Annotated in this window: 23 protein-coding genes; 10 read left to right on the top strand and 13 right to left on the bottom strand. The window is 69.1% G+C overall.

Annotated features, from left to right (window positions below; translation table 11 throughout):
• Positions 1-92: 92 nt before the first annotated feature.
• On the top strand, positions 93-878 hold the full coding sequence (locus DP107_RS09770) for an SDR family NAD(P)-dependent oxidoreductase (RefSeq protein ID WP_144261979.1): 786 nt from the start codon (positions 93-95) through the stop codon (positions 876-878).
• Positions 879-1,174: 296 nt separating this feature from the next.
• Here DP107_RS09770 and DP107_RS09765 read toward each other — a convergent pair whose 3' ends face one another.
• The 6 genes from DP107_RS09765 to DP107_RS09740 form a co-directional block, all read right to left on the bottom strand.
• Positions 1,175-2,389 carry an acyl-CoA dehydrogenase family protein gene (locus DP107_RS09765; RefSeq protein WP_144261978.1) on the bottom strand — a complete coding sequence of 405 codons (1,215 nt, stop codon included), beginning with the start codon at positions 2,387-2,389 and terminating at the stop codon, positions 1,175-1,177.
• Positions 2,390-2,674: 285 nt separating this feature from the next.
• On the bottom strand, positions 2,675-2,989 hold the full coding sequence (locus DP107_RS09760) for a DUF7116 family protein (RefSeq protein ID WP_144261977.1): 315 nt from the start codon (positions 2,987-2,989) through the stop codon (positions 2,675-2,677).
• A gap of 111 nt (positions 2,990-3,100) precedes the next feature.
• The gene (locus tag DP107_RS09755) at positions 3,101-3,991 is read right to left on the bottom strand and encodes a BKACE family enzyme (protein WP_144261976.1); all 891 of its coding nucleotides are present in this window, start codon (positions 3,989-3,991) and stop codon (positions 3,101-3,103) included.
• 49 nt (positions 3,992-4,040) lie between these two features.
• Positions 4,041-4,847: an enoyl-CoA hydratase/isomerase family protein gene (locus DP107_RS09750; RefSeq protein WP_144261975.1), complete on the bottom strand. Its 807-nt coding sequence runs from the start codon at positions 4,845-4,847 to the stop codon at positions 4,041-4,043.
• An 88-nt stretch (positions 4,848-4,935) separates the two neighbouring features.
• Positions 4,936-7,233, bottom strand: coding sequence for a helicase HerA domain-containing protein (locus tag DP107_RS09745; protein ID WP_144261974.1), 2,298 nt, complete (start codon positions 7,231-7,233; stop codon positions 4,936-4,938).
• Entirely contained in the window at positions 7,230-7,754 is a 525-nt protein-coding gene (locus DP107_RS09740; RefSeq protein ID WP_144261973.1) for an HNH endonuclease, read from the bottom strand. The genes DP107_RS09745 and DP107_RS09740 overlap by 4 nt, the downstream gene beginning before the upstream one ends.
• Before the next feature lie 139 nt (positions 7,755-7,893).
• Here DP107_RS09740 and DP107_RS09735 point away from each other — a divergent pair, with 139 nt between their 5' ends.
• A complete protein-coding gene (locus DP107_RS09735; protein WP_144261972.1) occupies positions 7,894-9,582 on the top strand; it encodes an acyl-CoA synthetase in 1,689 nt (562 codons plus the stop codon).
• 86 nt (positions 9,583-9,668) lie between these two features.
• On the opposite strand, the gene DP107_RS09730 is transcribed toward DP107_RS09735, so the two are convergent.
• The 3 genes from DP107_RS09730 to DP107_RS09720 form a co-directional block, all read right to left on the bottom strand.
• Positions 9,669-9,944, bottom strand: coding sequence for a hypothetical protein (locus DP107_RS09730; protein WP_144261971.1), 276 nt, complete (start codon positions 9,942-9,944; stop codon positions 9,669-9,671).
• Between the two features lie 86 nt (positions 9,945-10,030).
• Positions 10,031-10,831 (bottom strand): ABC transporter permease, encoded by an 801-nt coding sequence (locus tag DP107_RS09725; RefSeq protein ID WP_144261970.1) that lies wholly within the window; start codon positions 10,829-10,831, stop codon positions 10,031-10,033.
• Positions 10,828-11,790, bottom strand: a complete 963-nt coding sequence (locus tag DP107_RS09720) for an ABC transporter ATP-binding protein (RefSeq protein WP_144261969.1) — start codon at positions 11,788-11,790, stop codon at positions 10,828-10,830. The genes DP107_RS09725 and DP107_RS09720 overlap by 4 nt, the downstream gene beginning before the upstream one ends.
• Positions 11,791-12,002: 212 nt before the next feature.
• Between DP107_RS09720 and DP107_RS09715 the strand changes: the two genes are divergently transcribed.
• Positions 12,003-12,710 carry a helix-turn-helix domain-containing protein gene (locus DP107_RS09715; protein ID WP_144261968.1) on the top strand — a complete coding sequence of 236 codons (708 nt, stop codon included), beginning with the start codon at positions 12,003-12,005 and terminating at the stop codon, positions 12,708-12,710.
• A gap of 101 nt (positions 12,711-12,811) precedes the next feature.
• Here DP107_RS09715 and DP107_RS09710 read toward each other — a convergent pair whose 3' ends face one another.
• On the bottom strand, positions 12,812-13,759 hold the full coding sequence (locus DP107_RS09710) for an alpha/beta fold hydrolase (RefSeq protein ID WP_144261967.1): 948 nt from the start codon (positions 13,757-13,759) through the stop codon (positions 12,812-12,814).
• A 325-nt stretch (positions 13,760-14,084) separates the two neighbouring features.
• On the opposite strand from DP107_RS09710, the gene DP107_RS09705 reads away from it, so the two are divergent.
• The 6 genes from DP107_RS09705 to DP107_RS09680 all read left to right on the top strand — a co-directional run bounded on the left by DP107_RS09705 (position 14,085) and on the right by DP107_RS09680 (position 20,256).
• A complete protein-coding gene (locus DP107_RS09705; protein ID WP_238330844.1) occupies positions 14,085-15,326 on the top strand; it encodes an ABC transporter substrate-binding protein in 1,242 nt (413 codons plus the stop codon).
• Position 15,327: 1 nt separating this feature from the next.
• Positions 15,328-16,236, top strand: coding sequence for an ABC transporter ATP-binding protein (locus tag DP107_RS09700; protein WP_144261965.1), 909 nt, complete (start codon positions 15,328-15,330; stop codon positions 16,234-16,236).
• Positions 16,233-16,931, top strand: a complete 699-nt coding sequence (locus DP107_RS09695; RefSeq protein ID WP_144261964.1) for an ABC transporter ATP-binding protein — start codon at positions 16,233-16,235, stop codon at positions 16,929-16,931. Before DP107_RS09700 ends, DP107_RS09695 begins: the two co-directional genes overlap by 4 nt.
• A complete protein-coding gene (locus DP107_RS09690; protein ID WP_144261963.1) occupies positions 16,928-17,983 on the top strand; it encodes a branched-chain amino acid ABC transporter permease in 1,056 nt (351 codons plus the stop codon). Before DP107_RS09695 ends, DP107_RS09690 begins: the two co-directional genes overlap by 4 nt.
• A gap of 205 nt (positions 17,984-18,188) precedes the next feature.
• Complete coding sequence (locus DP107_RS09685) at positions 18,189-19,310, top strand: branched-chain amino acid ABC transporter permease (protein ID WP_185977267.1); 1,122 nt, start codon at positions 18,189-18,191, stop codon at positions 19,308-19,310.
• Positions 19,311-19,374: 64 nt separating this feature from the next.
• On the top strand, positions 19,375-20,256 hold the full coding sequence (locus tag DP107_RS09680; RefSeq protein ID WP_144261962.1) for a 3-hydroxyacyl-CoA dehydrogenase family protein: 882 nt from the start codon (positions 19,375-19,377) through the stop codon (positions 20,254-20,256).
• Between the two features lie 20 nt (positions 20,257-20,276).
• On the opposite strand, the gene DP107_RS09675 is transcribed toward DP107_RS09680, so the two are convergent.
• From DP107_RS09675 to DP107_RS09665, 3 genes are all read right to left on the bottom strand, one after another.
• Entirely contained in the window at positions 20,277-20,507 is a 231-nt protein-coding gene (locus DP107_RS09675; protein WP_144261961.1) for a SelT/SelW/SelH family protein, read from the bottom strand.
• Positions 20,508-20,631: 124 nt separating this feature from the next.
• Complete coding sequence (locus DP107_RS09670) at positions 20,632-21,324, bottom strand: DUF7546 family protein (RefSeq protein WP_144261960.1); 693 nt, start codon at positions 21,322-21,324, stop codon at positions 20,632-20,634.
• A 68-nt stretch (positions 21,325-21,392) separates the two neighbouring features.
• The gene (locus DP107_RS09665) at positions 21,393-22,505 is read right to left on the bottom strand and encodes an OBG GTPase family GTP-binding protein (protein ID WP_144261959.1); all 1,113 of its coding nucleotides are present in this window, start codon (positions 22,503-22,505) and stop codon (positions 21,393-21,395) included.
• Positions 22,506-22,648: 143 nt separating this feature from the next.
• On the opposite strand from DP107_RS09665, the gene DP107_RS20015 reads away from it, so the two are divergent.
• On the top strand, positions 22,649-22,816 hold the full coding sequence (locus DP107_RS20015; protein WP_185977255.1) for a hypothetical protein: 168 nt from the start codon (positions 22,649-22,651) through the stop codon (positions 22,814-22,816).
• The last annotated feature ends 17 nt before the right edge of the window (positions 22,817-22,833 follow it).

The following is a 22,833-nucleotide window of genomic DNA, read 5'->3' as shown; positions in this document are numbered from 1 at the left end:
GTGTTCGGCGCCCTCAAAGCGGTCATGGGATAAACGACCGTCCGGGTGCCGGATAAACGCTTAAGCGACGCCCACCGGATACCACGTCCGTCATGGACTTTGGAATCGAGGACCGTGTCGCCATCGTCACCGGTGGTGCCGGCCGCATCGGGAGCGAGGACTGTCGCGTACTCGCCCGCGAGGGCGCGGACGTGGTCGTGCTGGACGTGGCACAGGAGAAGGCGGAGAACGTCGCCGACGAAATCAACGACGGCGAGGAGTACCGGGGCGACGCCGTCGCCTACGAGTGCGACCTGACCGACCGCCCGGACGTCGCGGCGACCGTCGAGGCCATCCAGTCCGAACTCGGGTCGACGGACATCCTCATCAACAACGCGGGGATGGTCGACGCCCGCGACAAGGTCGAGAACTTCGACGACGACATCTGGGACCGGGACATGGCGGTCAACCTCACCGGGAGCTACAACATCACCAAGGAGGTCTACCCCCACATGAAGGAGCAGGGCTGGGGCCGCATCATCAGCATGTCATCGATGGCCGGCTGGCAGGGCGGCTTCGGTCAGGCCTCGTACTCCGCGACGAAGGCGGCGCTCATCGGCTTCGCCAAGACGCTCGCCCTCGAGGGGGCCCAGTACGGCGTCACCTCCAACGCCATCGCGCCGAGCATCGTCGTCGGCGCGCTCGCGGACATGGACATCGAGATGCTCGAACAGACGGACGAGCACTTCGCCCGTATCGCGAAGGCCACGCCGATGCGCAAGCTCGGTACGGAGGAGGACGTCGCCAACCTCATCGCCTACCTCTGCTCCGAGCAGGCCAACTACGTCACCGGCCAGGTGGTCGGGGTCACCGGCGGCATCGACCTGTTCTCCTTCTAGCGCAGCTTCTCGTGCTCGGGGTCCGCGCCCGCGGTGCGGAACCGCTCGCGCGCAGACGGATCGGGGCGGCCTCCGGGTCGATCGGCGGGCTGCTGCCACGCGGTCCCGTGACCACTCATGAACCATCCGGCGATCGCATCCACAACCGTGAGGTGGTGGTATGCCGATAGGCCGAGCGGATGAGCGAACTCGCGTTCCCGAGTCAGGCCTGGTTCGGCGAGTACAGGGCGGCGATCAACGCCGACGAGGCGTACGGGAACTGAACCGACGGCCTCGCGCGGGGCCTCGAACGGTCACTAGTTGTAGGCCGAGGTGCCCGTCAGCTCCTTGCCCACGATGAGTTTCTGGATCTCCGTCGTCCCGTCGGGGATGGTCATGGTGCGGGCGTCGCGGTAGTAGCGCTCGAGCCGGCGCTCGGTCTTCAGCCCCTCGCCGCCGAACACCTGGATGGCCTCGTCGGTGACGTCCTTCGACCGCTCACAGCAGTAGCCCTTCGCCAGCGACGTGAGCCGACGGGCCTCGGGGGCGCCCGACTCCAGTGCCTCGGCGGCGCGCCGGGCGGTCCCCCGCGAGGCGACCAGTGCCGCGTTCATCTCGTACAGCTTCCCCTGGACGAGCTGGTGGCCGGCGATGGGCTTGCCGAACGTCTCGCGCTCGTCGACGTACGCCAGAGCCTCCTCGAACGCGGCCTGCATGATGCCGACCGCCATGAACGCCATCCCGGTCCGCATGAACGAGAAGGTCGCGTTCAGCGGCTTCTGCCGGGCGAACAGGTCCGTGACGCTCTCGGGGAACGGCACGATGTCACTCATCCCGTGGCCGTCGGCCATCGCGTTCCCGACGATGTTCATCAGCTTGTTCTCCGGCGGCACCCGACAGCCCGTGAAGTCCATCCGGGCGTTGTCGACACCTTTCCAGCCGAGTTTGTCGATGGACTCGGCCGCCCAGGGCTCGTTCTCGTAGTCGACGAGGAACATGTCCGAGACACCCGTCCGCTCGTCCTCGGCCACGACGAGGGCCACGTCGGCGACGCCGCCGTTACCGACCCATGTCTTCTCGCCGCGGAGGGTGTACAGCTCCTCGTCCTCGTCGTACTCGGCGACCACGTCCGGTCGGGCGGTGTCGCTGCCGCCGTCCGGCTCCGTGACCGCCAGACAGCCGATGCACTGGCCGTCCTCCAGTCGCGGGAGCATCGTCTCGCGGGTGCGCTCGCCGGCGTGCTCGACGAAGACCGCCGGGAACGACATCTGCAGCGCCACGTTCAGCGAGGGCCAGACGCGGGAGATCTCCTCGCTGGCGATGGCGAACCGCCAGAGGTCGCCGAAGTACTCCTCGACGGTCCCGGGGTCGTGGCCGACCCCCAGCTCGCGGAGGTCGCCCATGTAGTCGAGCATCCGGTCGCGGCTCATCGGCCCGTTCCGGTCCAGTTCGTCCACGTCCGGCTCGACCTCGGTCTCGAGGTAGTCGCGGAGGTCCTGCCCGAACGCCTCCTGCTCCGGGGTCAACTGCATTGGTCCCACCCCCGGTCGCGTGGGTCGCGTCGGTTCGGAGGCGCTACGGGCATGGTGGTGGTGTTCGGTGCCATCTGTCGGTCACGGGCGGTGGCCCGTCTACGCGGGAGCAGGAACGGCACGGGATTGGCGCTGTCCCATCAGTTGCGCGGCGTTTTATCCCGGTCCCGACACGACTCCGCGATGATGGGGCGAGCCGCCGGCCGCCGGACCCGCTGCTCCGAGGCGGGTGGCGCCAGGTGACGTGGATAGGATGCCGGGAGCGGTTCCGGCCGGCCGCGGGAGTTACGGTGCGGACAGGGCCTCGGCGTCGGGATGGAGGATGCGATAGTCGTCCGCGTCGACGGCGACGACCGCCCAATCGTAGTCCGGGGCGAGCGAGACCAGCTGGTCGCGGACGTCGGCCGCCCGCGGCTCCTCGGCCACGAAGCAGCGGAGTCGACCGTGCTCCGGCGCGTCGCCGGGATCGGCCGTCGTCACGAAGACGGTCCGCCACTTCCGTTCCGCGCGGAGCTCCTCGCTGTCCTTCTCGACCTCGTACCCCAGGTCGGAGAAGATGGTCCGTGCCTTGTCGAGCAGTGGTGTGCCAATGACACCCATTCGATTCGCAGGTTACGCAGCCGCTGTGATAAGCCTTTGCACAGGGACGCCACGCCACAGCCGACGAGCACGATTTCGGTTCCTGGACGCTCTCTCCGTGGTTGATCGTCGCTACAGGTGTGGCGGCTCGATGCACATCAGTTCGGCGGCCTCGGCCGGCGTCGCGGGCTCTCGACCCACGTTCCGCGTCATCTCCGCGGCCTTCGCGACGAGCTCGGGGTTGGTCGACATCTCGCCGCTGGGGAGGTAGAAGTTGTCCTCCAGCCCGACACGGATGTTGCCGCCCATCGCGAGCGCGGCGGAGACGAGTTGCCACTGCTCGCGGGAGATGCCGATGACCTGCCAGGTCGCGTCATCGGGTAGTTGGCGGACCTGGTGCGCCAGGTTCTCGACCGTCGGCGGGATGCCGCCCAGCACGCCCATCACGAGCGAGAAGTTGATGGGCGCCTCCAGCTCGCCGTTCTGCACGAACGGCCGGATGTTACCGACGTGGCCGGTGTCGAAGCACTCCAGTTCGGGTTTGACGCCGTTCTCGCGCATGGTGGTGAGGAAGTCCCGGATCTCGTTGAACGGGTTCTCGAACACCATGTCGAAGACGAAGTCGTCACGGTTCTCGGAGTACTTCGCGTAGTTCATCGAGCCCATGTTCAGCGCCGCGATGTCGGGCTCGACCGCCTCGATGTACTCCAGCCGGGACTCGACGGGCTCGTGCATCGCGCCCGTCGAGAAGTTGATGAGGACGTCCGTCCGCTCGCGGACCTCCTCGTAGATCCGCTGGTAGATGTCGGTGTCGAACGTGGGGCTCCCGTTCTCGGTGCGGGCGTGGATGTGCGCGACGGCGGCGCCGTTCTCGCGGGCCGCGGCCGCGTCCTCCGCGATCTCCTCCGGCGTGTAGGGGATGGCCTCACACTGGTCGCGGGTGGTCAGCGCCCCAGTGAGGGACGCGCTGATGATCGCCTTGTCCGGGTCGTTGCCTTTGACGGATTCCTGCTCGATTGCCATTGGTGGATGCTGTATGGGTGGTGGTCGGCTGGCGATGCATCGACTGCGGTCAGCGGCCCTTCCACTCGGGGTCGGTGTCCATCAGGAAGGCGTTGATGCCCTCCTCGGTGTCGTCGCTCATCGCGATGAGCGAGATGATCTCGCGCATGTACGAGAGCGCCTCGTCGAACCCCATATCGCGCTGGTTGTAGTAGGACCGCTTGCCCACCTCGATCATCACGGGCGAGGAGTTGGCCAGCGAGTCGACGAGGTCGTCCAGTTCCACGTCGAAGCGGTCGGCCTCCACCACCTCGGTGACGAAGCCGATCTCGTAGGCCTTCTCCGGGTCGATATGCTCCCCCGTGAACAGGAGGTGGAGCGCCTGTTTCTCGTTGACCGTGCGCATGATGGGGACGAGCGCCTGGGCCGGGAACAGGCCGATGTCCACCTCGGGCGTCCCGAAGGTGGCGTCGTCGCTCGTGAGGATGACATCGCACGCGGCCGCGAGGCCCATCCCGCCGGCGAGACAGTAGCCCTCAACGGCCGCCACGACCAGCACGTTCGCGTCCACGATGGCCCCGATGAGGTTCGCCATCCCGGAGAAGCCGTCCCGGTAGGCCATCGGGCCCTGGCCCATGTTCGAGGCCATCCCCTTGATATCGCCGCCGGCGCAGAACGTGCCGCCGGCCCCCCGGATGACGACCACCCGGGTTTCGTCCGCGGAGGCCGCCGCGAGCGTGTCCTCCAGCCCCCCGATGACGGCGTCGTTCAGCGAGTTCCGGTCCTCGTACCGGTCGATGGTGGCCCGCGCCACCAGTCCGTCCTCGCTGACGGAGATCGCGAGGTCGTCGTTCGACAGTTCGTCGGCGTCTACCATACAGCGGGTTTGCGACGGGTTGCCACTATACGATTTCGGAACCCCGACAATAGGCCACTGGTTGAATCATGAACACGTTGCCCAGCGTTCACTCGCCGGGCCAGTTCGGGAACTCGTCGGTCCCGCCACCGTCCGTGGCCGATCGCTCCTCGCTGGTCCGGAACTGTTCGCCGCCGTCACCGCCGGCGTCCGCGATCGTCCGCTCACCGTCGGTTTCGCTCGTCGACAGGCTGTCCCCGGGCTGGACGCCGCCCGTCTCCCCAGTGGAAGCCCGTGCTGCGGCCGGGGCCGCACCGTCGCGGACCGCGTCGGCGTCGATGAACGACGCGTCGTCGTCGGGCTCCCGCGTCCCGTCACCCGCACTGGCCTCGGTGGCATCCGCGTCCGTCGCCCGACCCGCGCCCGCGTCGGGACGCCCCGTGGCTGTGGAAGCCGTCCCGTCGGCCGGGTCCCGGGCCGCCTCGTGCTCCGCGTCCGGGTCCCCGTCAACGAACGTCCGCTCGACCGACGCGACCGCGTCGGCGAGTTCCGACTCGGAGAGGCGGTCGCCGTGCGCCTCGCGCAGGTGTGCGGCGAGCCGACAGCCGTACCGGCCCCGGCCGGCATGCGCGACGAGGTCAGCCTGCCGGAGCGTGCGGTTCCGGCTGTAGGCCAGCGTCCGGTCGCTGTCGCCGCCGGCCGCGACGTGGGCGTCGACCGGGTCGCACGCACCCCGCTCGCGGTAGTGGGCCAGCATCCGGCGGGTGACATCGTCGAAGCCGCGGATGGTGGCCTTCACCTCGCGCACGACCTCGCGCTCGAAGCCCGGGGCCGACGCCCCGACGACCGTCTCGACGGTCGACCCCTCGGTCGGCCCGTCGGTCGCGGCGTCGTCCCCGGACTCCGGCCAGCCGTCGTCCCCCACATCCGTGCCCGGCACGTCGGACGGTTCCGTCGGTCCGGACTCCCCGCGGGCCTCGTCCGGCTTCGAGTCGTGCTCGAGGCCCGTGGCAGTGTCCTCGGTCGTGCCCCCGGCGGTCGCGCCGGCCTCGTCCGCCTCGTCCGTCGTCCCTTCCAGCGCCTCGAAGGCCGCGTCGATGGCGTCGCTCCCGGCGGTGGTACTGCTGGACGTGGTGGGTCGACTCGACGACCCATCGTCGGCCTCGCCGGAGTCCTCCCCCGTCTCGGGCCAGCCGGCGGGGGCCGTCGTCTCGGTTCGAGGGTCGTCGTTCGCGTCGCTGGGGTCGGGGGCCTCGTCCCCCGCGAGGTAGTCCTCGGTGGGGTTGGCCGGCCGCCGTGTCGCGTCCAGATGCTCCCCCTCGACGGCGCGCTTGCGCCAGTCGTCCATCCCGGTCTGTGTCCCGATATCGGCCCGGAACGCCCGGCCGGAGGCGTGCTCCATCATCGCCCGGGAGAAGCGCTCGGCCATCTTCGAGAGGTCCCTCGCCTCCGAGAGCTCCGCCTCCAGCTCCTCGATGCGCTGTTCGCGGTCCGCCACCTGTCGCTCCAGTTCCTGGATGCGCGACTCCCGGCGCTCCTCCGCCTCCGAGATGGCCTCCAGATCCTGCACGAGGTCGCTGCTGACTGACTTCAGCTCCGGTCGCTCGAAGTCGTCCAGCCCGGGCGTCGCGCCCGCGTCGAACGTCTCCTTCCGGTCGAACTGGACCCGCCGGATCCGCTCGGACCAGTCCGTCAACACGAACGCCTCCCCGTCGGCCATCCCGTCGATGGCGTCGGCGTATTCGCTGCCGAGGAGACGCCGGACGACCTTGGTGTCGTTCTCCCAGGTCAGCCGATGCCAGACGAGCCAGTCACACTGCGTGATGAAGTCCTTCTTCACGTCGGCCGGGCGCTGGGAGACGCCGACCACCCCGAGCCCGTGCTTGCGGCCGCGCTTGGCCGCCTTGATCAGCATCCGCCCGCACTCGTCCAGGCCGCCGCCCTCCGGGATGTACTCGTGGACCTCCTCGATGACCAGCAGGAACGGCTGCTTGAGCTTCTTCTCCTTGGCGAACAGGTTGCGGGCGACCGCCGTCAGCAGGTCCCGGGCCGCGGACTCGTCGAGGAACGAGGAGACATCGAGGATGATGGGGACGTTCTGCTCCAGCGCGAGTTCGGCCAGTTTGCCGGCGTGCTCCTCGTTCACCACGAGGTCGCACTCCTCGTCGGCGCCGACGTGGAGGATCTCGTACTCCTCTTTGAGGCCGTAGTATTCCCCATCAATGTCGACAATTAACAGCCCCAACTGCTCGTCAAGTAGCTTCTCAGCGATGACTGAAGCGGTATTGGACTTTCCAGAACCACTCTTTCCAGTGATAAATCCGCGGCCCGTCAGAACCTCGACGGTCGGTAGTTCCACTCTGTTCCCCTCCGAGTCCGTTCCGACCTCCATATGTCTCTCTGTCATTCGGAACCACCCTCGTTTCGAGTCTCTATCGCCATGTGACAGCCGTGGCAGAGTGTTGTGAGATCGTCCATCGTATCGGCCGTCTCTGGATCATCGAACTCTCGGATCGGCTGCAGGTGATGCACGTGCAACGAGCGACCGTACTCCGCCAGATGTTCCTCTTCGGTCATGCCGCACTCGGTACACTGTTTCCCGTCGCGTTCGAGTACGGACCGTCGAGTGTCACACCGGTCCGGCCCGTAGTAGGAGTCCGTGCCACCCTTCCACCGGTGATGTAGCTCCCCCGGTTGGGAGCCGACATCTCGCGTCCCGATTTCGTGTCTGTTCAGCCGATTAAACACGGCAGAGGGAGCGCAGTCGAGTTCATCAGCGATATCGTACGTACTCCAGACATTATCTACATAGGAGGGCCTCAGCCACCCCTCGTCCGTCAGTTCTTCCGGCGGATTCCTGATCACCGAACGGGTCTCTATACCGAGCTCGTCCATCCACTCCCGGATCGTCTCGGTGTCCTCGCCCATGTCCCGAGCGGGGCGCTCCGGGCACAAGAACCCGCGTCAGACGCGCGGCCGACGGCTCCGACGACGGGACCGTCGGCCAGTTCTTCGAACCCCCGGGGCTGGATTAATTTTTAATGGACATGGGAACTAGACGTGTGGTATGTCACAACACGACGCAAGCCCGAGATTGACGAACTACGAGGACGAGTACGGATCGTTCAGCTGGGACCAGCTGTACGCCGAGGCCGACTGGTCGGCGCCCGGGGCGCTGAACATCGCCCACGAGACCGTCGACCGACACGCGGAGGCGACCCCCGAGCGAACCGCCCTCCAGTACGTCGGGACCGACGGGGAGGCGGTGACCGTAACCTTCGATGAGCTGGCCGAACAGTCCGACCGGTTCGCCAACGTTCTCGACGACCTCGTCGACCATGGTGACCGCGTCTTCTCGTACATGCCACGGGTCCCGGAGCACTACGCCGCGCTCATCGGGACGCTGAAGACGGGGGCAGTCTGGGGAAGCGTCAACGAGCGGTTCGGGCCGGACGGCATCGCCTACCGTCTCGACGACTGCGATGCGTCGGTCGTTCTCACGACGACGGGCAACCGCGGGACGGTGGCCGACGCGCTGGCGGAGGTCCCGAGTGTCGAGCAGGTCATCGTGGTGGATGACGGCGACGGTGCGGCCCACGACGACGACATGGACTACCACGACGCCGTCGCAGCGGCCGATACTGAGTTCGAGACCATCCGGACGAGCGGCGAGGACGACGCGCTGCTGTACTACACGTCGGGGACGACCGGTCCGGCGAAGGGGGTCCTCCACAAGCACCGCTGGGTGGCCGGTGTCGCGGCGACGCAGAAGTTCGCGGTCGATCTCCGGCCGGGGGACGACCTCTACTGGTCGACCGGAGACCTCGGGTGGCTCACCGGCCCCATCAACACGCTGGGTGCGTGGTTCTGGGGCACCTCGCTGTTCACCTACGAGGACGAGTTCGACGCCGCGGAGTGGGCCGAACTGCTGGATGAATACCCCATCACGGTGCTGTTCTCCGTTCCGACGGCCTACCGGATGCTCCGGGAGCACGACGACGTGTTCGAGGGGGTGGATCTCGACCTCCGGCACGCGCTCTCCATCGGGGAGCCGCTCTCCGCGGGCGTCGTGGAGTGGGGCGAGGACACGATGGGCGTCACCATCCACGACACCTACGGCCAGACGGAGACGGGGAACATGATCATCAACAACTACCCCGCCATGGAGCTGAAGCCCGGCAGCATGGGTCGGCCACTGCCCGGCGTCGAGGCTGCCGTGGTCGACCCGGACACCGGGGAGGTTCTGGAACCCGGTGAGACCGGCGAGATCGCCGAGCGGGGCGACTTCCCCTGCTTCTTCGCGGGCTACTGGGAGGAGCCCGAGAAGACCGCCGACTGCTTCGTCGACGGCCCCGACGGCGAGTGGTACCTCTCCGGCGATCTCGGTCATATGGATGACGACGGCTACTTCTGGTTCGAGGGGCGTGCCGACGATGTCATCATCTCCTCGGGTTACCGCATCGGTCCGTTCGAGGTGGAGTCGGCGCTCGGTGAGCACCCCGCCGTCGCCGAGGGCGCGGTCGTCCCCAAGCCGGACCGGCAACGCGGCACCATCGTGAAGGCGTACATCAGGCTGGTGTCGGGAACCGAGCCGACCGACGACCTGAAGGAGGACATCAAGGAGCACGTCCGCACCGAGCTGGCAGCCCATGAGTACCCCCGGGAGATCGAGTTCGTCGACGAGCTGCCAAAGACGGTGACCGGGAAGATCCGGCGGACGGAGCTGCGCGACCGGACGGAGGACCCGACCGAATAGGCGGGATAGTATCGATATACTCTCCACTCCGTCCGTCAGCTGACGCGATCACCGATCTGATATGTGGATGTTCGAGATATCCCGTTTCACTCGCCCCGGACGACCCAGTGGTCCGCGTCCAGCCGCTCCAGCCGCGACTCCTCCCGCATCCGGACGATGTAGCCCGTCGGCTGCCGCTCGGTCTCGTGGTCGGCGTCGACGCGCACGAGGTTGCCGATGACCTGCGCGGAGGGCGGCTTCTGGGCCGCACCGCAGTCGTAGACCGTGAGGAACTCGTTCCCGTCGTCGGTCTCGTAGACGATGATGTGGGCGTGCCGCGGCAGCCGCCACGCGTCCTCGCCGGCGGCGGGGAGCTTGTTCACATCCCCTCTCGGGCGCGCCACCCGTGAAAACGCGTCGGTCGTCCAGGCCCCGTGGGACCCGGGTGCAGTCATCGGCCGGCGTCCGGTCAGTCGGTGTCCGGGATGGCGTAGGCGCCGGCGACGAAGAACAGCACCGCCAGCGCGGCCAGCACGCCGAGTTCGAGCAGCGGCCCGCCGGCCTCGAGGACGTTGCCGCCCGGGGTGAACGACGCGATGACGCCCGGCGGACGGTAGGTCGCCTCCCGGACGCCGCGGGCGAAGTAGGTCAGCGGCGAGAGGAACCGCAGCGGGTCGAACCACGCGGGGAGCAGGTCCGGCGGGACGAACGTCTCGGAGAGGAACAGCAGCGGTAGCGCGATGCCGTTCGCGGCGGCCACGACCCCATCCTGCGAGTCCGCGACCCGACCGAGCACGGCGCCCAGGCCACAGAACAGCGCCACGGCCAGCGCGATGAACGGCAGTACCAGCAGCGAAGGGGTCAGCGACCCCGCCGCGCCCGTCAGGGCGACGACGAGGCCGAGGATGAGCACCGCCGCGGCCCCGATGATCGCGACGTTGACGAGCGTCTGTGCGAGCAGCCACTCCGCCCGGGAGAGCGGCGTGGTCGCGAGCTTCTCGAACCGGTTGCCCTCGCGGTGGCGGGCCACCTCGCTCCCGACCCGCGACAGCGGCGTGAACAGCACGACGACGGCGAGGTAGCCGGGGACGTAGTAGCCCGCCGGCTCGGTGAACAGCCCGCCGCCGGTCGGTTGGGCCTGCACCAGCACGCCGAAGATGAGGACCAGGATGGCGGGGAAAAAGAACGTGAAGAAGACTGCCGTCCGCCGGCGGAGGAAGGCCTTGGTCGCGGCGGTCGTCTCGCTACCGACCCGACCGAGCGCGCTCACGGGGTCTCACCCCCCTGCGCCGGGAGACGGCCGCGCCGTCGCGGCCGCGGGTCGCCGCTCGCCCCGACCTCCGTGCCCGTCAGCGCGAGGTAGACGTCCTCCAGGTCCGGCTGCTTCCACGTGATGGCGTCGTAGGGGACGTTCTCGGCCTCCAGCGACTCGACCACGCCGCCGATGTCGCGGGGGTCGATATCGGCGACGGCCAGGACCGCCTCGTCGGGGACGAGCCGGTAGCCGGCCCTCTCCAGGGCAATCGCGGCGGCGCTCTCCGCCCGCTCGGGAACCGCGAGTTCGAGACGGCTGGTCCCGCCGTGGCCGGCCACGAGGTCCCGCGGCGGCCCGACGGCGACGAACTGCCCGTCGGCGAGCAGTCCCACGCGGTCGGCTAGGGACTCGGCGGCCGCCATGTCGTGGGTCGTCAGCAGGACGGTCGTGCCGCCGTCGGCGAGGTCGGTGACCAGGGACTGGAGCTGTCGGCGACCGGCGGGGTCGATGCCCGCGGTGGGCTCGTCGAGGAAGAGCAGGTCGGGGTCGTTGACCAGCGCGGTGGCGACGCACGTGCGGCGTTTTTGCCCGCCCGAGAGGTCCTCGTACGGTTTGCGCGCGTCCGCGCCGTCGAGGCCGACGTCCGCGAGTACCGCGTCCACGTCCCGGGGGCGGTCATACAGCCCGGCGTAGTAGGTGACGAGTTCGCGGGCGGTGAGCCGTTCGGCGGGGTCGAACTCCTGCGGGAGCAGCCCGACCCGCTCGGGGTCGACGTCGGCCGGGGGTTCGTCGAACACCGTCACCCGGCCGTCGACGACGGTCGTCCCCGTGAGCGCGCGGACGAGCGTCGTCTTGCCGGCGCCGTTCGGCCCGACGAGGGCGAACACCTCCCCCTCGGCGACCGACAGCGAGACGCCGTCCAGCGCGACCGTCCCGCCGTAGCGACGGCGGACGTTCTCGGCGACGATGACCATGGATGCGGTTCGGCTGGTCCCCCGATATGGGTTTCCGTCCGGCCCGCGCCCGGGGGCCGGGGGCCCGCATCCCGACGGTCGTCGCCCCGACCGGTTCGACACCCGCCTCGCGGGCCGATACACCTGTCATCGTGGATTTCTGCCGGTTCGGTGGCGGGGACAACCGTTTTGTTTCTCGGCGACACAGTGCGGGCAACCCGCGGGGAAGAACCATGATAGACCTCACCCTCGACATGGAGCAGTACGACTGCCCGTTCATCGCCGCGACGGAGGCCCAGCCGGTCTCGTTCTCGGCGGTCAACTGGGAGTTCGACGACGGCCGGGCGGAGCGGTTGGAGACGCGGATGCTGGTCGAGGGTGACGACCGCGCCGCCGTCGAGGCCGGACTCGACGTCCTCCAGTCCCACGACGGGGTCCACGAGTGTGGCCTCATCTCCAAGCAGGCGGACGTGGCCCACGTCCGGACGGTCATCGACGAGACGGCGGCGATGCGGACCATCCGCGACCACGACGGCTACATCACGGGCCCGTTCCACATCGAGGCCGGTAGCGAGCTGTGGCACGTCGGCTTCGACCGCGAGTCGACGGCCGACGGCGCGCTGGCGGGGCTCGAGCGGGAGAACGAGTTCGAGGTCGTCGCGCGGGACCCCGTCGACGAGGCGGAGGTGACCGGCTTCGTCGAGAACGTCGGCGCGGCCATGACGCTCATCCAGGGCTGCCAGGACCTGACGACGGCCGAGCGCGAGACCCTGGAGGCGGCCGTCGAGCGCGGCTACTTCCGGTCGCCGCGGGGGGCGACGCTCGGGGACCTCGCCGAGGAGTTCGGCGTCTCCAAGCCCGCCGTCTCGAAGCGGCTCCGGTGGGGCCAGGAGAAGGCCGTCGGCCGGATGGTGGAGGCGATGGCGGAACTGGACGAGTAGCCGACTTCTCCGTCGGGTTGGCATCGAGTGTTCGTTCTCGGGCAGCAATCGGCGCGTCTCATCGAGAATGAGAACGATAACGCGGCTATCCGGCCTTCTCCTCAGTCCAGCGCCCCCTCGACCCGGTCGTAATGTGCGGTGACGGCGTCGTACAGCGCCTGCCGCCGGGCGCCGTGCATCGCGTAGTGGTCCGCGCCCGCCAGCTCGGCGTACTCCTTCCGGTCGGCCGTCGCCCCGAGTTCGTCGTACAGCCCGATGGCGTCCTCACGGACGGAGATGGCGTCGTCGGTCCCCCGGACGACCAGCGCCGGCACGTCGACCGCCTCGGCGTCGTAGACGGGCTCGCCGTCGCAGGCCCGGGCCGTGTCGGCGAGCGCCCCCGCCTGCGCGAGATAGGTGTCCTCGTCGACGCCCTGGTCGGACTCGACCTGCGCCCGCCAGACGGCCTCGAACAGCGGGTCCGAGCCCTCGTCGGCGACGCCCTGGCGCTCCCGGACCTCGTCGTACTGCTGCCGGTAGTAGGCGTCCAGTCCCGCGTCGACGCCCAGCGCGGTCGTCACCTCCCCGAAGGTCCAAGGCGGCCGGTGGACGGGGGCGACCTGCGTCAACGACGCCACGGGCGCGTCGTCGGCGTGATGCGCGAGGTAGTAGCCGCAGGTCATCGTCCCCCAGGAGACGCCGAGCAGGTGGACCGTCTCGAAGCGGTCGGCGGCGGCCTCGACCGCCGCGGCGATGTCCTTCGCCGCCGTCGGCGCGCGGACGGGCGGGTCGTTCGCCTCGGGCGGCTCGTCGAGTTCGGGCGGCCGGTCGCTGTCCCCGTACCCGCGGACGTCGAGCGCCAGCGCCGTGCGCCCGGTACGGGCAGTCGCGCCGAGCCAGGAGTAGGAATCGTCGCCCTCGACCGGCGGCGCGAACAGCGCCCGCGAGTTCGTGATGGAGCCGTGGACGTGGACGACCGCCGTTCCGTCGTCGCCGTCCTCTGTCGGCTGGTCCCAGAGGCGCAGGTCGGTCCCGTCGGTCGCCGTCACCGTCGTCGGCGTCGGTTGCATAGCTGATGGTTGCGACCTGACCACCGTGTATCGCGGGGTTCACGTGTGAACCCTCGGCCGTCCCTGGCCGGCTCGTTCATATGTTAACCCGGGGAGCGATACGGCCCCGTTCGCAACATCAGGTAGTGCCATGGAACGGTAACGACTCACACGGCGGAAGGCGCTGGCGGGACTCGCAGCGGCAGGTATCGGCGGCATCGCCGGCTGTACCGGCGACGGCGGTGACGGTAGCGATGGCGGCGATGGCGGCGACGGCGGGGACGGCGGCGACGGCGGGGACGGCGGCGATGGTGGCGATGGCGGCGACGGCGGCGGAGGTGGGTCCGTGAGCGGCACCGTCTCCATCGGCGTGCTGCAGCCGCTGTCGGGGAGCCTCAGCTACTACGGCGAACAGGCCCTGTACGGCTTCTTCCAGGGGTTCAACTACAAGGGCGACGACGACTTCGCGCCGGAGGCCTCGACCGGAACGAAGACCGCGACCGTCGGCGACGTGGACTACGAACTGATCATCCGGGACACCGAGCTGGCCGCCGACACCGCCCAGTCCGCGGCGCAGGACCTGGTCACGAACGAGGACGTCGATATGCTGTTCGGCTGCACCTCCTCCGCGTCGGCCAGCCGCGTCGCGACCACGGTCTCCAAGCAGGCCGACGTGACGACGATGCTGGGGCCGGCGGCCTCGGCCAGCATCACGTCCAACAGCGAGACCTGCGGCGAGCAGGTGTTCCGCGCCAGCGAGAACGTCGCGATGGACGCCCGCTCCGGCGGGAAGTACGTCGCCGAGAACACCGACGTCGAGAGCGTCTACATGTACGGCGCGGACTACTCCTTCGGCCGCTCAGTCGTCAACAACTACCGGACGGTGCTGGAGGCCAACGGTGTCGAGGTCGTCGACGAGAAGTTCTTCGAGCGGGGCTACAGCGAGTGGCAGGGCCCGCTGGACAACGCCGAGAGCGCGGGCGCGGATGGCATCGTCGCCGGGTTCACCGTCCAGACGCTGCCCGCGATGTTCACCGCCTACCTCAACGGGGACTACTCCTACGACGTCTACGGCGGGTTCGCGACCCAGATCACGACCGGCATCATCGGGCAGACCCTGCAGGGGGAGCTGGGCGAGCCGCTGACCGAGGAGAAGCTCTCCAACGCCGGGCTCGGCCCCTTCACCTCCCGGTACCACTGGAACCAGTACGACAACGAGATCAACGACGCGTTCGTCGAGAGCTACACGGACGCGTACGGCATCGTGCCGGACCTGTTCACCTCGGGAACGTTCACCGCCGCCTCGGCCATCGTCCAGGCCGTCGAGGAGGAGGGGTCCACCTCGGGCGCCGACATCCGGACGGGCCTGACCGGCATGACCGTCACGGACACCCCGAAGGGCGAGAACGGCTACACGTTCCAGGAGTACAACAACCAGGCCCGCTCGGCGATGACCATCGCGAACGTGGTCCCCAACGACGAGGACAACTGGGACGCGGCGATCAGGCCCAGCGAACCGGCCGAGACCATCCCGGCGAGCGAGACGACCATCCCGGAGGACAGCCCGGACATGGGCTGCTCGCTGTAGGATGGCGGTCCTGCGGACCGAGGGGCTCACGAAGCAGTTCGGCGGGCTGACCGCAGTCGACGACGTCGACTTCGAGCTGGCCGGCGGCGAGCTCTGCTCGCTCATCGGGCCGAACGGCGCCGGCAAGACGACGTTCTTCGACCTGCTGACGGGCGCCCTCGACCCGACGGCCGGCACGGTCGAGGTGGCCGTCCGCGAGGATACGGACGGGGAGCGGGCCGACGGCGGGTCGGCCACGGGTGGGAGTGTCGGCTGGATCGACATCACCGATGCCCCACCCCACGCGACCGCTCAGCAGGGGCTCCACCGCTCCTACCAGGTGACGAACGTCTTCCCGACCAGCACCGTGCTGGAGAACGTCCGCATCGCGGCACAGGCCCACGGTGACGACTCCTTCCGGGCGTGGCGCAACGTCAACGGGTTCGAATCGTACCTGGCCGAGGCCCGGCAGGTGCTGGAGCGGGTCGGCCTCGGGGGGAAGGCGGACGCCCCCGCGGAGACGCTGAGCCACGGGGAGAAGCGCCAGCTGGAGGTCGGTATCGCGCTCGCCGGCGACCCGGAGGTCCTGCTGCTGGACGAGCCGAACGCCGGCGTCTCCAGCGAATCCGTCGACGACATCATCGCCCTCATCGAGGACGTGGCAACGGACCACGCGGTCCTCCTCGTGGAGCACAACATGGACATCGTCATGAACGTCTCCGACCGCATCGTCGTGCTCAACCGCGGCGAGGTGATCGCCGACGGGCCGCCCGACGCGGTCCGGGATGACCCCGCCGTGCAGGAGGCGTACCTCGGCGGCTACGAGCCCGGCGACGTGGGCGACGACACGGATGCTGAGGACCCTGGCGACGCCACGGAGGAGGGCGACGCTGCAACCGACGACCCGGCCGGCGGAGGTGAGCCCGGGTGAGCCTCCTCCAGGTCGACGACATCCACACGTACTACGGCGAGAGCCACATCCTGGAGGGGGTTTCACTCTCCGTGGCGGCGGGCGAGGTCATCGCGCTCATCGGCCGGAACGGGGTCGGCAAGACGACCACGCTGCGCTCGGTCCTGCAGTTGACCGCCCCGCGCTCCGGGAGCATCACCTACCGCGGCGAGGAGCTGGTCGGCAAGCGGACCCACGAGGTGGCCGAGCTGGGAGTCGGCTGGATCCCCGAGGAGCGGCGCGTCTTCTCCCAGCTCTCCGTCGCGGAGAACGTCCGTGTCGCGACCCCGAAGGGCGGCGACGTGGACGCCGCGCTGGAACTGGCGTACGAGACGTTTCCGGCGCTGAGCGAGCGCCGCGACGCCGACGCCGGCGCGCTGTCGGGCGGCCAACAGCAGATGCTGGCCATCGCCCGCGGGCTGGTCGGCGACAACGACGTGCTCCTCATCGACGAGCCCAGTGAGGGGCTGGCGCCACAGATCGTCGCGGACGTGGCGGAGGCGGTCCAGCGGGCCGCCGAGGAGGCGACGATACTGCTCGTCGAGCAGAACCTCCCGCTGGCGATGGACCTGGCCGACCGCTTCTACCTGCTCGACAACGGCCAGGTCGTCGAGGACGGCGCGGCGACGCGCGGCGTGACCGACGACGACCGCATCCGGAGGTATCTCAGCGCATGACCGGGACCGTACCGGTGGTGGAACTGGCCGGAGCCGGGGTCGTGGGGCCGTTCCCGCTCGTCTCGTATCTGGACGCGCTCGCGCAGTTCCTCCGGCCCTCGACGCTGGCGGGGGTGTTCGTGCGCGGGCTGTCGAAGGCGGCGCTCTACGTGATGATCGCCAGCGGCCTGACCCTCGTGTTCGGACTGATGGGCGTGTTGAACTTCGCCCACGGCTCGCTCACGATGGTCGGCGCCTACCTCGGCGGGCTGGTGATGGTGCTCAGCGTGACCGCCGCCACCGGGACCGCCCTCCGCTTCGGCCTGTTCTTCGTGGCGGTGCTGGTGACGTTCGGGGGACTCGTCGCGCTGGAGAGTGCCGTCGAGGTCAGCCTCATCCGACCGCTCTACGACCGGCCGCCCATCTACCAGATCCTCCTGACGTTCGGGGTGACGCTGGTCCTGGATGAGCTCGTCCGCATCGTGACGCAGTTCTACGGCCTCCAGCCCATCTCCGAGTGGCAGGAGGCGCTGAGCACGAAACCGGAGCTGCTGACCGAGACGTTCCGACTCGGCTCGACCACGGTCAGCGCGCTGTCGCTGTTCGAGATCCTGTTCGGCGTCGTCACCGTCGCCGCGGTGTGGACGTTCCTCACCCGGACGCGGTACGGCCTGGTCATCCGGGCCGGCAGCGAGGACAGCGAGATGACCGAGGCCCTCGGTATCGACGTCCGGCGGGTGTTCGCCACCGTCTTCGCGCTCGGGACCGGCATCGCCGGCGTCGCCGGCGCCCTGCTGATGTGGGACCCCGTCTGGGGGGCCAGCGTCCCGCTGGCCGCGGACACCCTGCTCCCGGCGTTCGTGGTCGTCATCGTCGGCGGCCTCGGCACGTTCCGCGGTACGGTGGTCGCCGCACTGCTGGTCGGGATGGTCGACGCGGTCACGACCTGGTGGTTCGTCAACGCGGTCGAGTTCAGCGGCCTCCCCGAGATCTTCATCTTCCTCATCCTGGTCGTCACGCTGGTCGTCAGGCCACAGGGCCTGTTCGGCGTCGCGGAGGTGGGTGGCCATTAGCGACCCGAACCCCGCCGACGAGGCGGCCGCGACGCCCGAGGACGCGGTCGAGTCGGACCCCACGGCCGTCGCGACCCCTGACACCGCATGGTGGCGCCGGTATCTCGAGGAGCACGTCGCCCACGTCGCCGTCATCGCCCTGCTCGCGGCCTACCCGCTGCTCCACGGGGCGCTGCTGGCCTCGCCGGTCGCGTCCGAGGCGAGGATGCTGCTGCCGAACGTGGAGACGATGACCGCGGTGCTGTACTTCGGCCTCTTCGCGATGTCGTTCGACTTCATCTCCGGCTACACCGGCTACCTCTCGTTCGGCCACGCCGTCTTCTACGGCACCGGGGCGTACGTCGTCATCCTGGCGGCCAACGGGAAGCTGCCGCTGGTCCCTCACACCACGCCGTTCATGCTGCTGCTGTTGCTCGGCGGGGTGTTCGCGGTGTTGCTGGCACTGGGCATCGGCGTCGTCTCCTTCCGCCTGACCGGCGTCTACTTCGCGATGATCACGCTCGGCTTCTCGCAGGTGGCGTACGTGCTCGTGCGTGACTGGGGCTATCTCGCCTCCAGCCCCCGGGACGGCCCGTTCGTCGTCGGCCCCGAGGGGGCCATGGCCCCGGTGTTCAGCGTCGGCGTCCCGTTCGTCGACAGCCTCGCGCTCGACATCGGCGTACTGACCGGCGACTCGGTCGTCCTGGGGCCGCTCTCGCTCGGCACGACGGAGGTCTCGTTCTACATGGTCGGCATCGTCGTGCTCGTCTGCTACCTGCTGCTCCAGCGCGTCATCCACTCCCCGTTCGGCCGGGTGCTCATCGCCATCCGGGAGAACGAGGAGCGGGCCCGCGCGGTCGGCTACGACACGTTCCGGTACAAGCTCATCGCGTTCGCCATCAGCGGCTTCTTCGCCGCCATCGCCGGCGGACTGTTCGCCGGCTTCCGGCGCTCGGCGTCGCCGGACAACGCCTTCTTCTTCCTCGTCACCGGGGACGCGCTGCTGGCGTCCATCATCGGCGGCTTCGGCACGCTCGCTGGGCCGCTGTACGGTCGCCTGCTGGACGAGACCATCCGCGAGTTCCTCTCGAAGGAGGGGACCGGCGGCGGCCTCCTCCCGTACCTCCGGGAGGTGCTGCCCGAGTCGATACTCACGGTCGACATCGCCGGGCTCACCGTCCAGGGCGCCATCGAGACGTTCCTCAACGGGCACGGGAGCCTCTACCTGGGGCTGCTGTTCATCGGCTTCGTCCTGTTCGTCCCCGGCGGGGTGCTGGGGTACGTCCGGGAGCGACTGGGCGGAACGGTCGCCCAGCGCGTCGCGAGCCGGATCCGCGGCGGGGACTGACTCCCCGGCCGCCGCTTGGGCTCGGACGCTCACCCTTATACACCACGGCGCCCCACCGCCGACCATGACCGAGCATCCGGATTTCCGCGGCCTCGATGACGTCGGGACGGTCGGCGTCGTCGGCGCCGGCACCATGGGCAACGGCATCGCACAGGTGAGCGCCACGGCGGGATACGACGTCGTGATGCGGGACGTGCAGGAGTCGTTCGTCGCCGACGGGTTGGACGCCGTCGACGACTCGCTCTCGCGGCTCGTCCGCAAGGGGACCCTCACGGAGGACGAGGCCGCGGCCGCCCGCGACCGCGTCACCGGCACGACGGAGCTCGACGACCTCGCCGCGGCGGACCTCGTCGTCGAGGCCGCACCCGAGGAGATGGAGCTCAAGCGCGACGTCTTCGCCGACTTGGACGCGGCGACCGACGGGGACGTGGTGCTCGCGACCAACACCTCGACGCTGTCGGTGACGACCATCGCTGCCGCCACCGAGCGCGCGCCGCTCGTTCTCGGGCTCCACTTCATGAACCCGGTCCCCCTGATGAAGGGGGTCGAACTCGTGGTCGGCGAGCGAACCGCCGACCCGGTCGTCGCGTTCGGCCACGCGTTCGCCGAGTCGCTCGGCAAGGAGACCTGGGAGGCCGACGACAAGCCGGGCTTCGTCTCGAACCGCATCCTGATGCCCTGGATCAACGAGGGCGTCCGGGCGTACGACGAGGGCGTCGCCACGAAGGCGGACATCGACCGTGGGATGAAGCTCGGCACGAACGTCCCGATGGGGCCGCTGGAACTCGCCGACCACATCGGGCTGGACGTCTGCCTGCACGCGACGGAGACCCTCCACGAGGAACTCGGCGACCGCTACACGCCGGCCTACCTGCTCAAGCGGAAGGTCGAGGCCGGCGACCTCGGGAAGAAGACGGGCCGGGGGTTCTACGAGTACGACGACTGAGCCGCGGTCGAGGCCCCCGATCACAGCCGGTCGCGCACCCGTCGGGCGATCTCGTCCGGGTCGTACGGGTCCTCGGCGACGTCGTAGACGCGTTCCCCGTCGACCCGGACGACGAAGACGCCGCCGTCGCCGGTGACCAGCGCGACGCGGTCCAGCCGCTCGCGGAACGTCCGCAGCAGATGCCCGGCGAGGTCGGAGGCACGGTCCAGATGGCCACACGGCACGCAGTACTCGATCTCGACGGTCGTCACGGTCGACCGCTGGCGCCGCCGGGGCTTGTGGCTTTCGAGAGCGAACAGGCCGATTATAAATCTGATTCCCGAGCTGAGTCGGGTACGGCGGATAAATGTCGGCTGTAACTCGGTTATCGGGCGCTCAGCCGCGCGCCGTCAATCCACGCAGATCGGCCATCGTCGGCCGCCAGACGAGCAGGACCACGGTGACGACGAAGACGACCGTCGAGAGGCCGTAGGTCTGACCGGCGGCGGCGGCCGCGACGGCGCCCGTCCCCCCGACGAACCCCGACAGGACGCCCACGATGACCGGCAGCGTACAGGAGACACAGGAGAACAGCCCCAGCACGCCGCCGACGACCGACGAGGCCGTCTCGACGACGGTGGCGTAGACGAGGTATGCGAGCGTGGCGTAGCCCACGAGTTTGAACGGGAGCAGCGCGAACTGGACGGCGGTGCCGCCGTAGATGACCGCCGGTCCCCAGCCCGGCGGGAGCGCGGTCACGACGACGCGCAACCCGGTCGAGACGCCGTTACTCCCGCCGTAGAGGCCGCCGGCGTAGCCGAGCACGAGGAAGTAGCCGACGGCGACGACGACCGCGACGGCGCGCTGGCGGCCGGTGACCGGGCGCGGCGACACCCGGAACACCGCCCAGAGGGCAGCATTGACCCAGACGAACGGGACCACGTAGAACAGCGGCCGCGTCACGTCGGGGCCGACGACGGCGACGTACGCGAGCATGATCAGGAGCTCCGTGTTCAGCACGACCGCCCACCAGACCGCCGTCTGGCGGCCGGGACGGAGGGCATCGAGACGGCCCGCGAGGGTGCTCATCGTGTTCCGATACGGGGGCAAGGGGCTTCAAGCCCTCGCGTTCCGGCAGCCGTGCACCACGGGCGTCGTCACTTCCGGGCGACGATGCGGAGCACGTCCTCGTCGACGAGCTCGTGGTCGCGACCGACCTGCTGCTCGTCGTGTTTGGCCGACTCGCCCGTGACACGGGCGAACTTGAACCGCTCGTCGAACGAACCGCCGAGCCGGTGGAGCGCGTCCTCGACGGTGTTCGCGTCCTCGGTCAGGATGAGCGGCTCCTCGTAGTCGGTGCCGCGCCCGGGCTTGTTCATGTAGATGCGGACGAGACCGAGCGACTCCCAGATGGCCTCCTTCAGGGCGTCGAGCCCCTTCTCCGCCTCCGCGCTGATGAAGATGCAGTCGTCGGGGTCGAGGCCGTGTTCCCGGAGCTGGGCGTCCACCTGGTCCTTGTAGTCGGGCTCGATGAGGTCGGTCTTGTTGACACAGACCCGTGAGGGGAGGTAGACGCGGTTGTCCTGCAGCGTGTCGACCAACTCGTCGATGGTGATGTCCTCGCGGATCGTACAGTCGGCGTTGATGTAGTCGTACTCCCGGAGGACGCCCTTGATCGTGTCGTCGTCCAGCGAGACCTGGTCCGATGTGGTGAGCTTGATGCCGCCGCGACCGGTCTTGGTGATGGAGACGGAAGCGGGGTCGGTGTCCAGCCGGACCTTGTTCCTGTAGAGCTCCTCCGAGAGGCGGTCGTACTGGTCGATCTCGAACACCGACAGCACGAACAGGACGAGGTCGGCGGTCCGGACGACCGAGAGCACCTCGCGGCCGCCGCCCCGGCCGCTGGCGGCGCCCTCGATGAGTCCGGGGACGTCCATCAGCTGGATGTTCGCGCCACGGTACTTCAGCATCCCCGGGTTGACGTCGAGCGTCGTGAACTCGTAGGAGCCGACCTCGCTGTCGGCGTTCGTGAGCGCGTTCAGTAGCGTCGACTTGCCGACCGACGGGAAGCCCACCAGCGCGACCGTGGCGTCGCCGGTCTTCTCGACGGCGTAGCCGCCCCCGCCGCCGGAGCCGGACTGCTGCTCCAGCTTCTCCTTCTTCTCCGCCAGCTTGGCCTTCAGCCGGCCGATGTGGGCCTCCGTGGACTTGTTGTACGGCGTCTCGGCGATCTCCTCTTCGATCGCCTCGATCTCCTCTTCCAGGCCCATTGCGTTGCAGTCGGCCACCCGGACTCAAATGCGTTCCCGTTCCCGATTTCACACCCCGGCGCGGGACGCCGGGTCGCTGCCCCCAGTCCGCCCGCGGCGCCCGCTTTCGGGGGCGTTATATCACCCCAGCGGCAACGAATGCCATGGACAAGCGGGCGCTCGCGGTCAGTCTTCTGCTCGGCGGTATCGCACTCGTCGGTCTCCTCCACACCGTTCTCGCGTTCGTCTTCGATACCGGGCTGGAGCAGGTCGGCCTGCTCGTGGCCGGGACCTGTCTCGTCGGCATCGCACTGGTCAATCTCCGGCCGTGACCGGCCCAGCGGCGGGG

It is taken from the genome of Haloglomus irregulare (assembly GCF_007421925.1).
Taxonomy (GTDB): domain Archaea; phylum Halobacteriota; class Halobacteria; order Halobacteriales; family Haloarculaceae; genus Haloglomus; species Haloglomus irregulare.
This window is presented reverse-complemented; position numbering and strand designations above follow the sequence as displayed.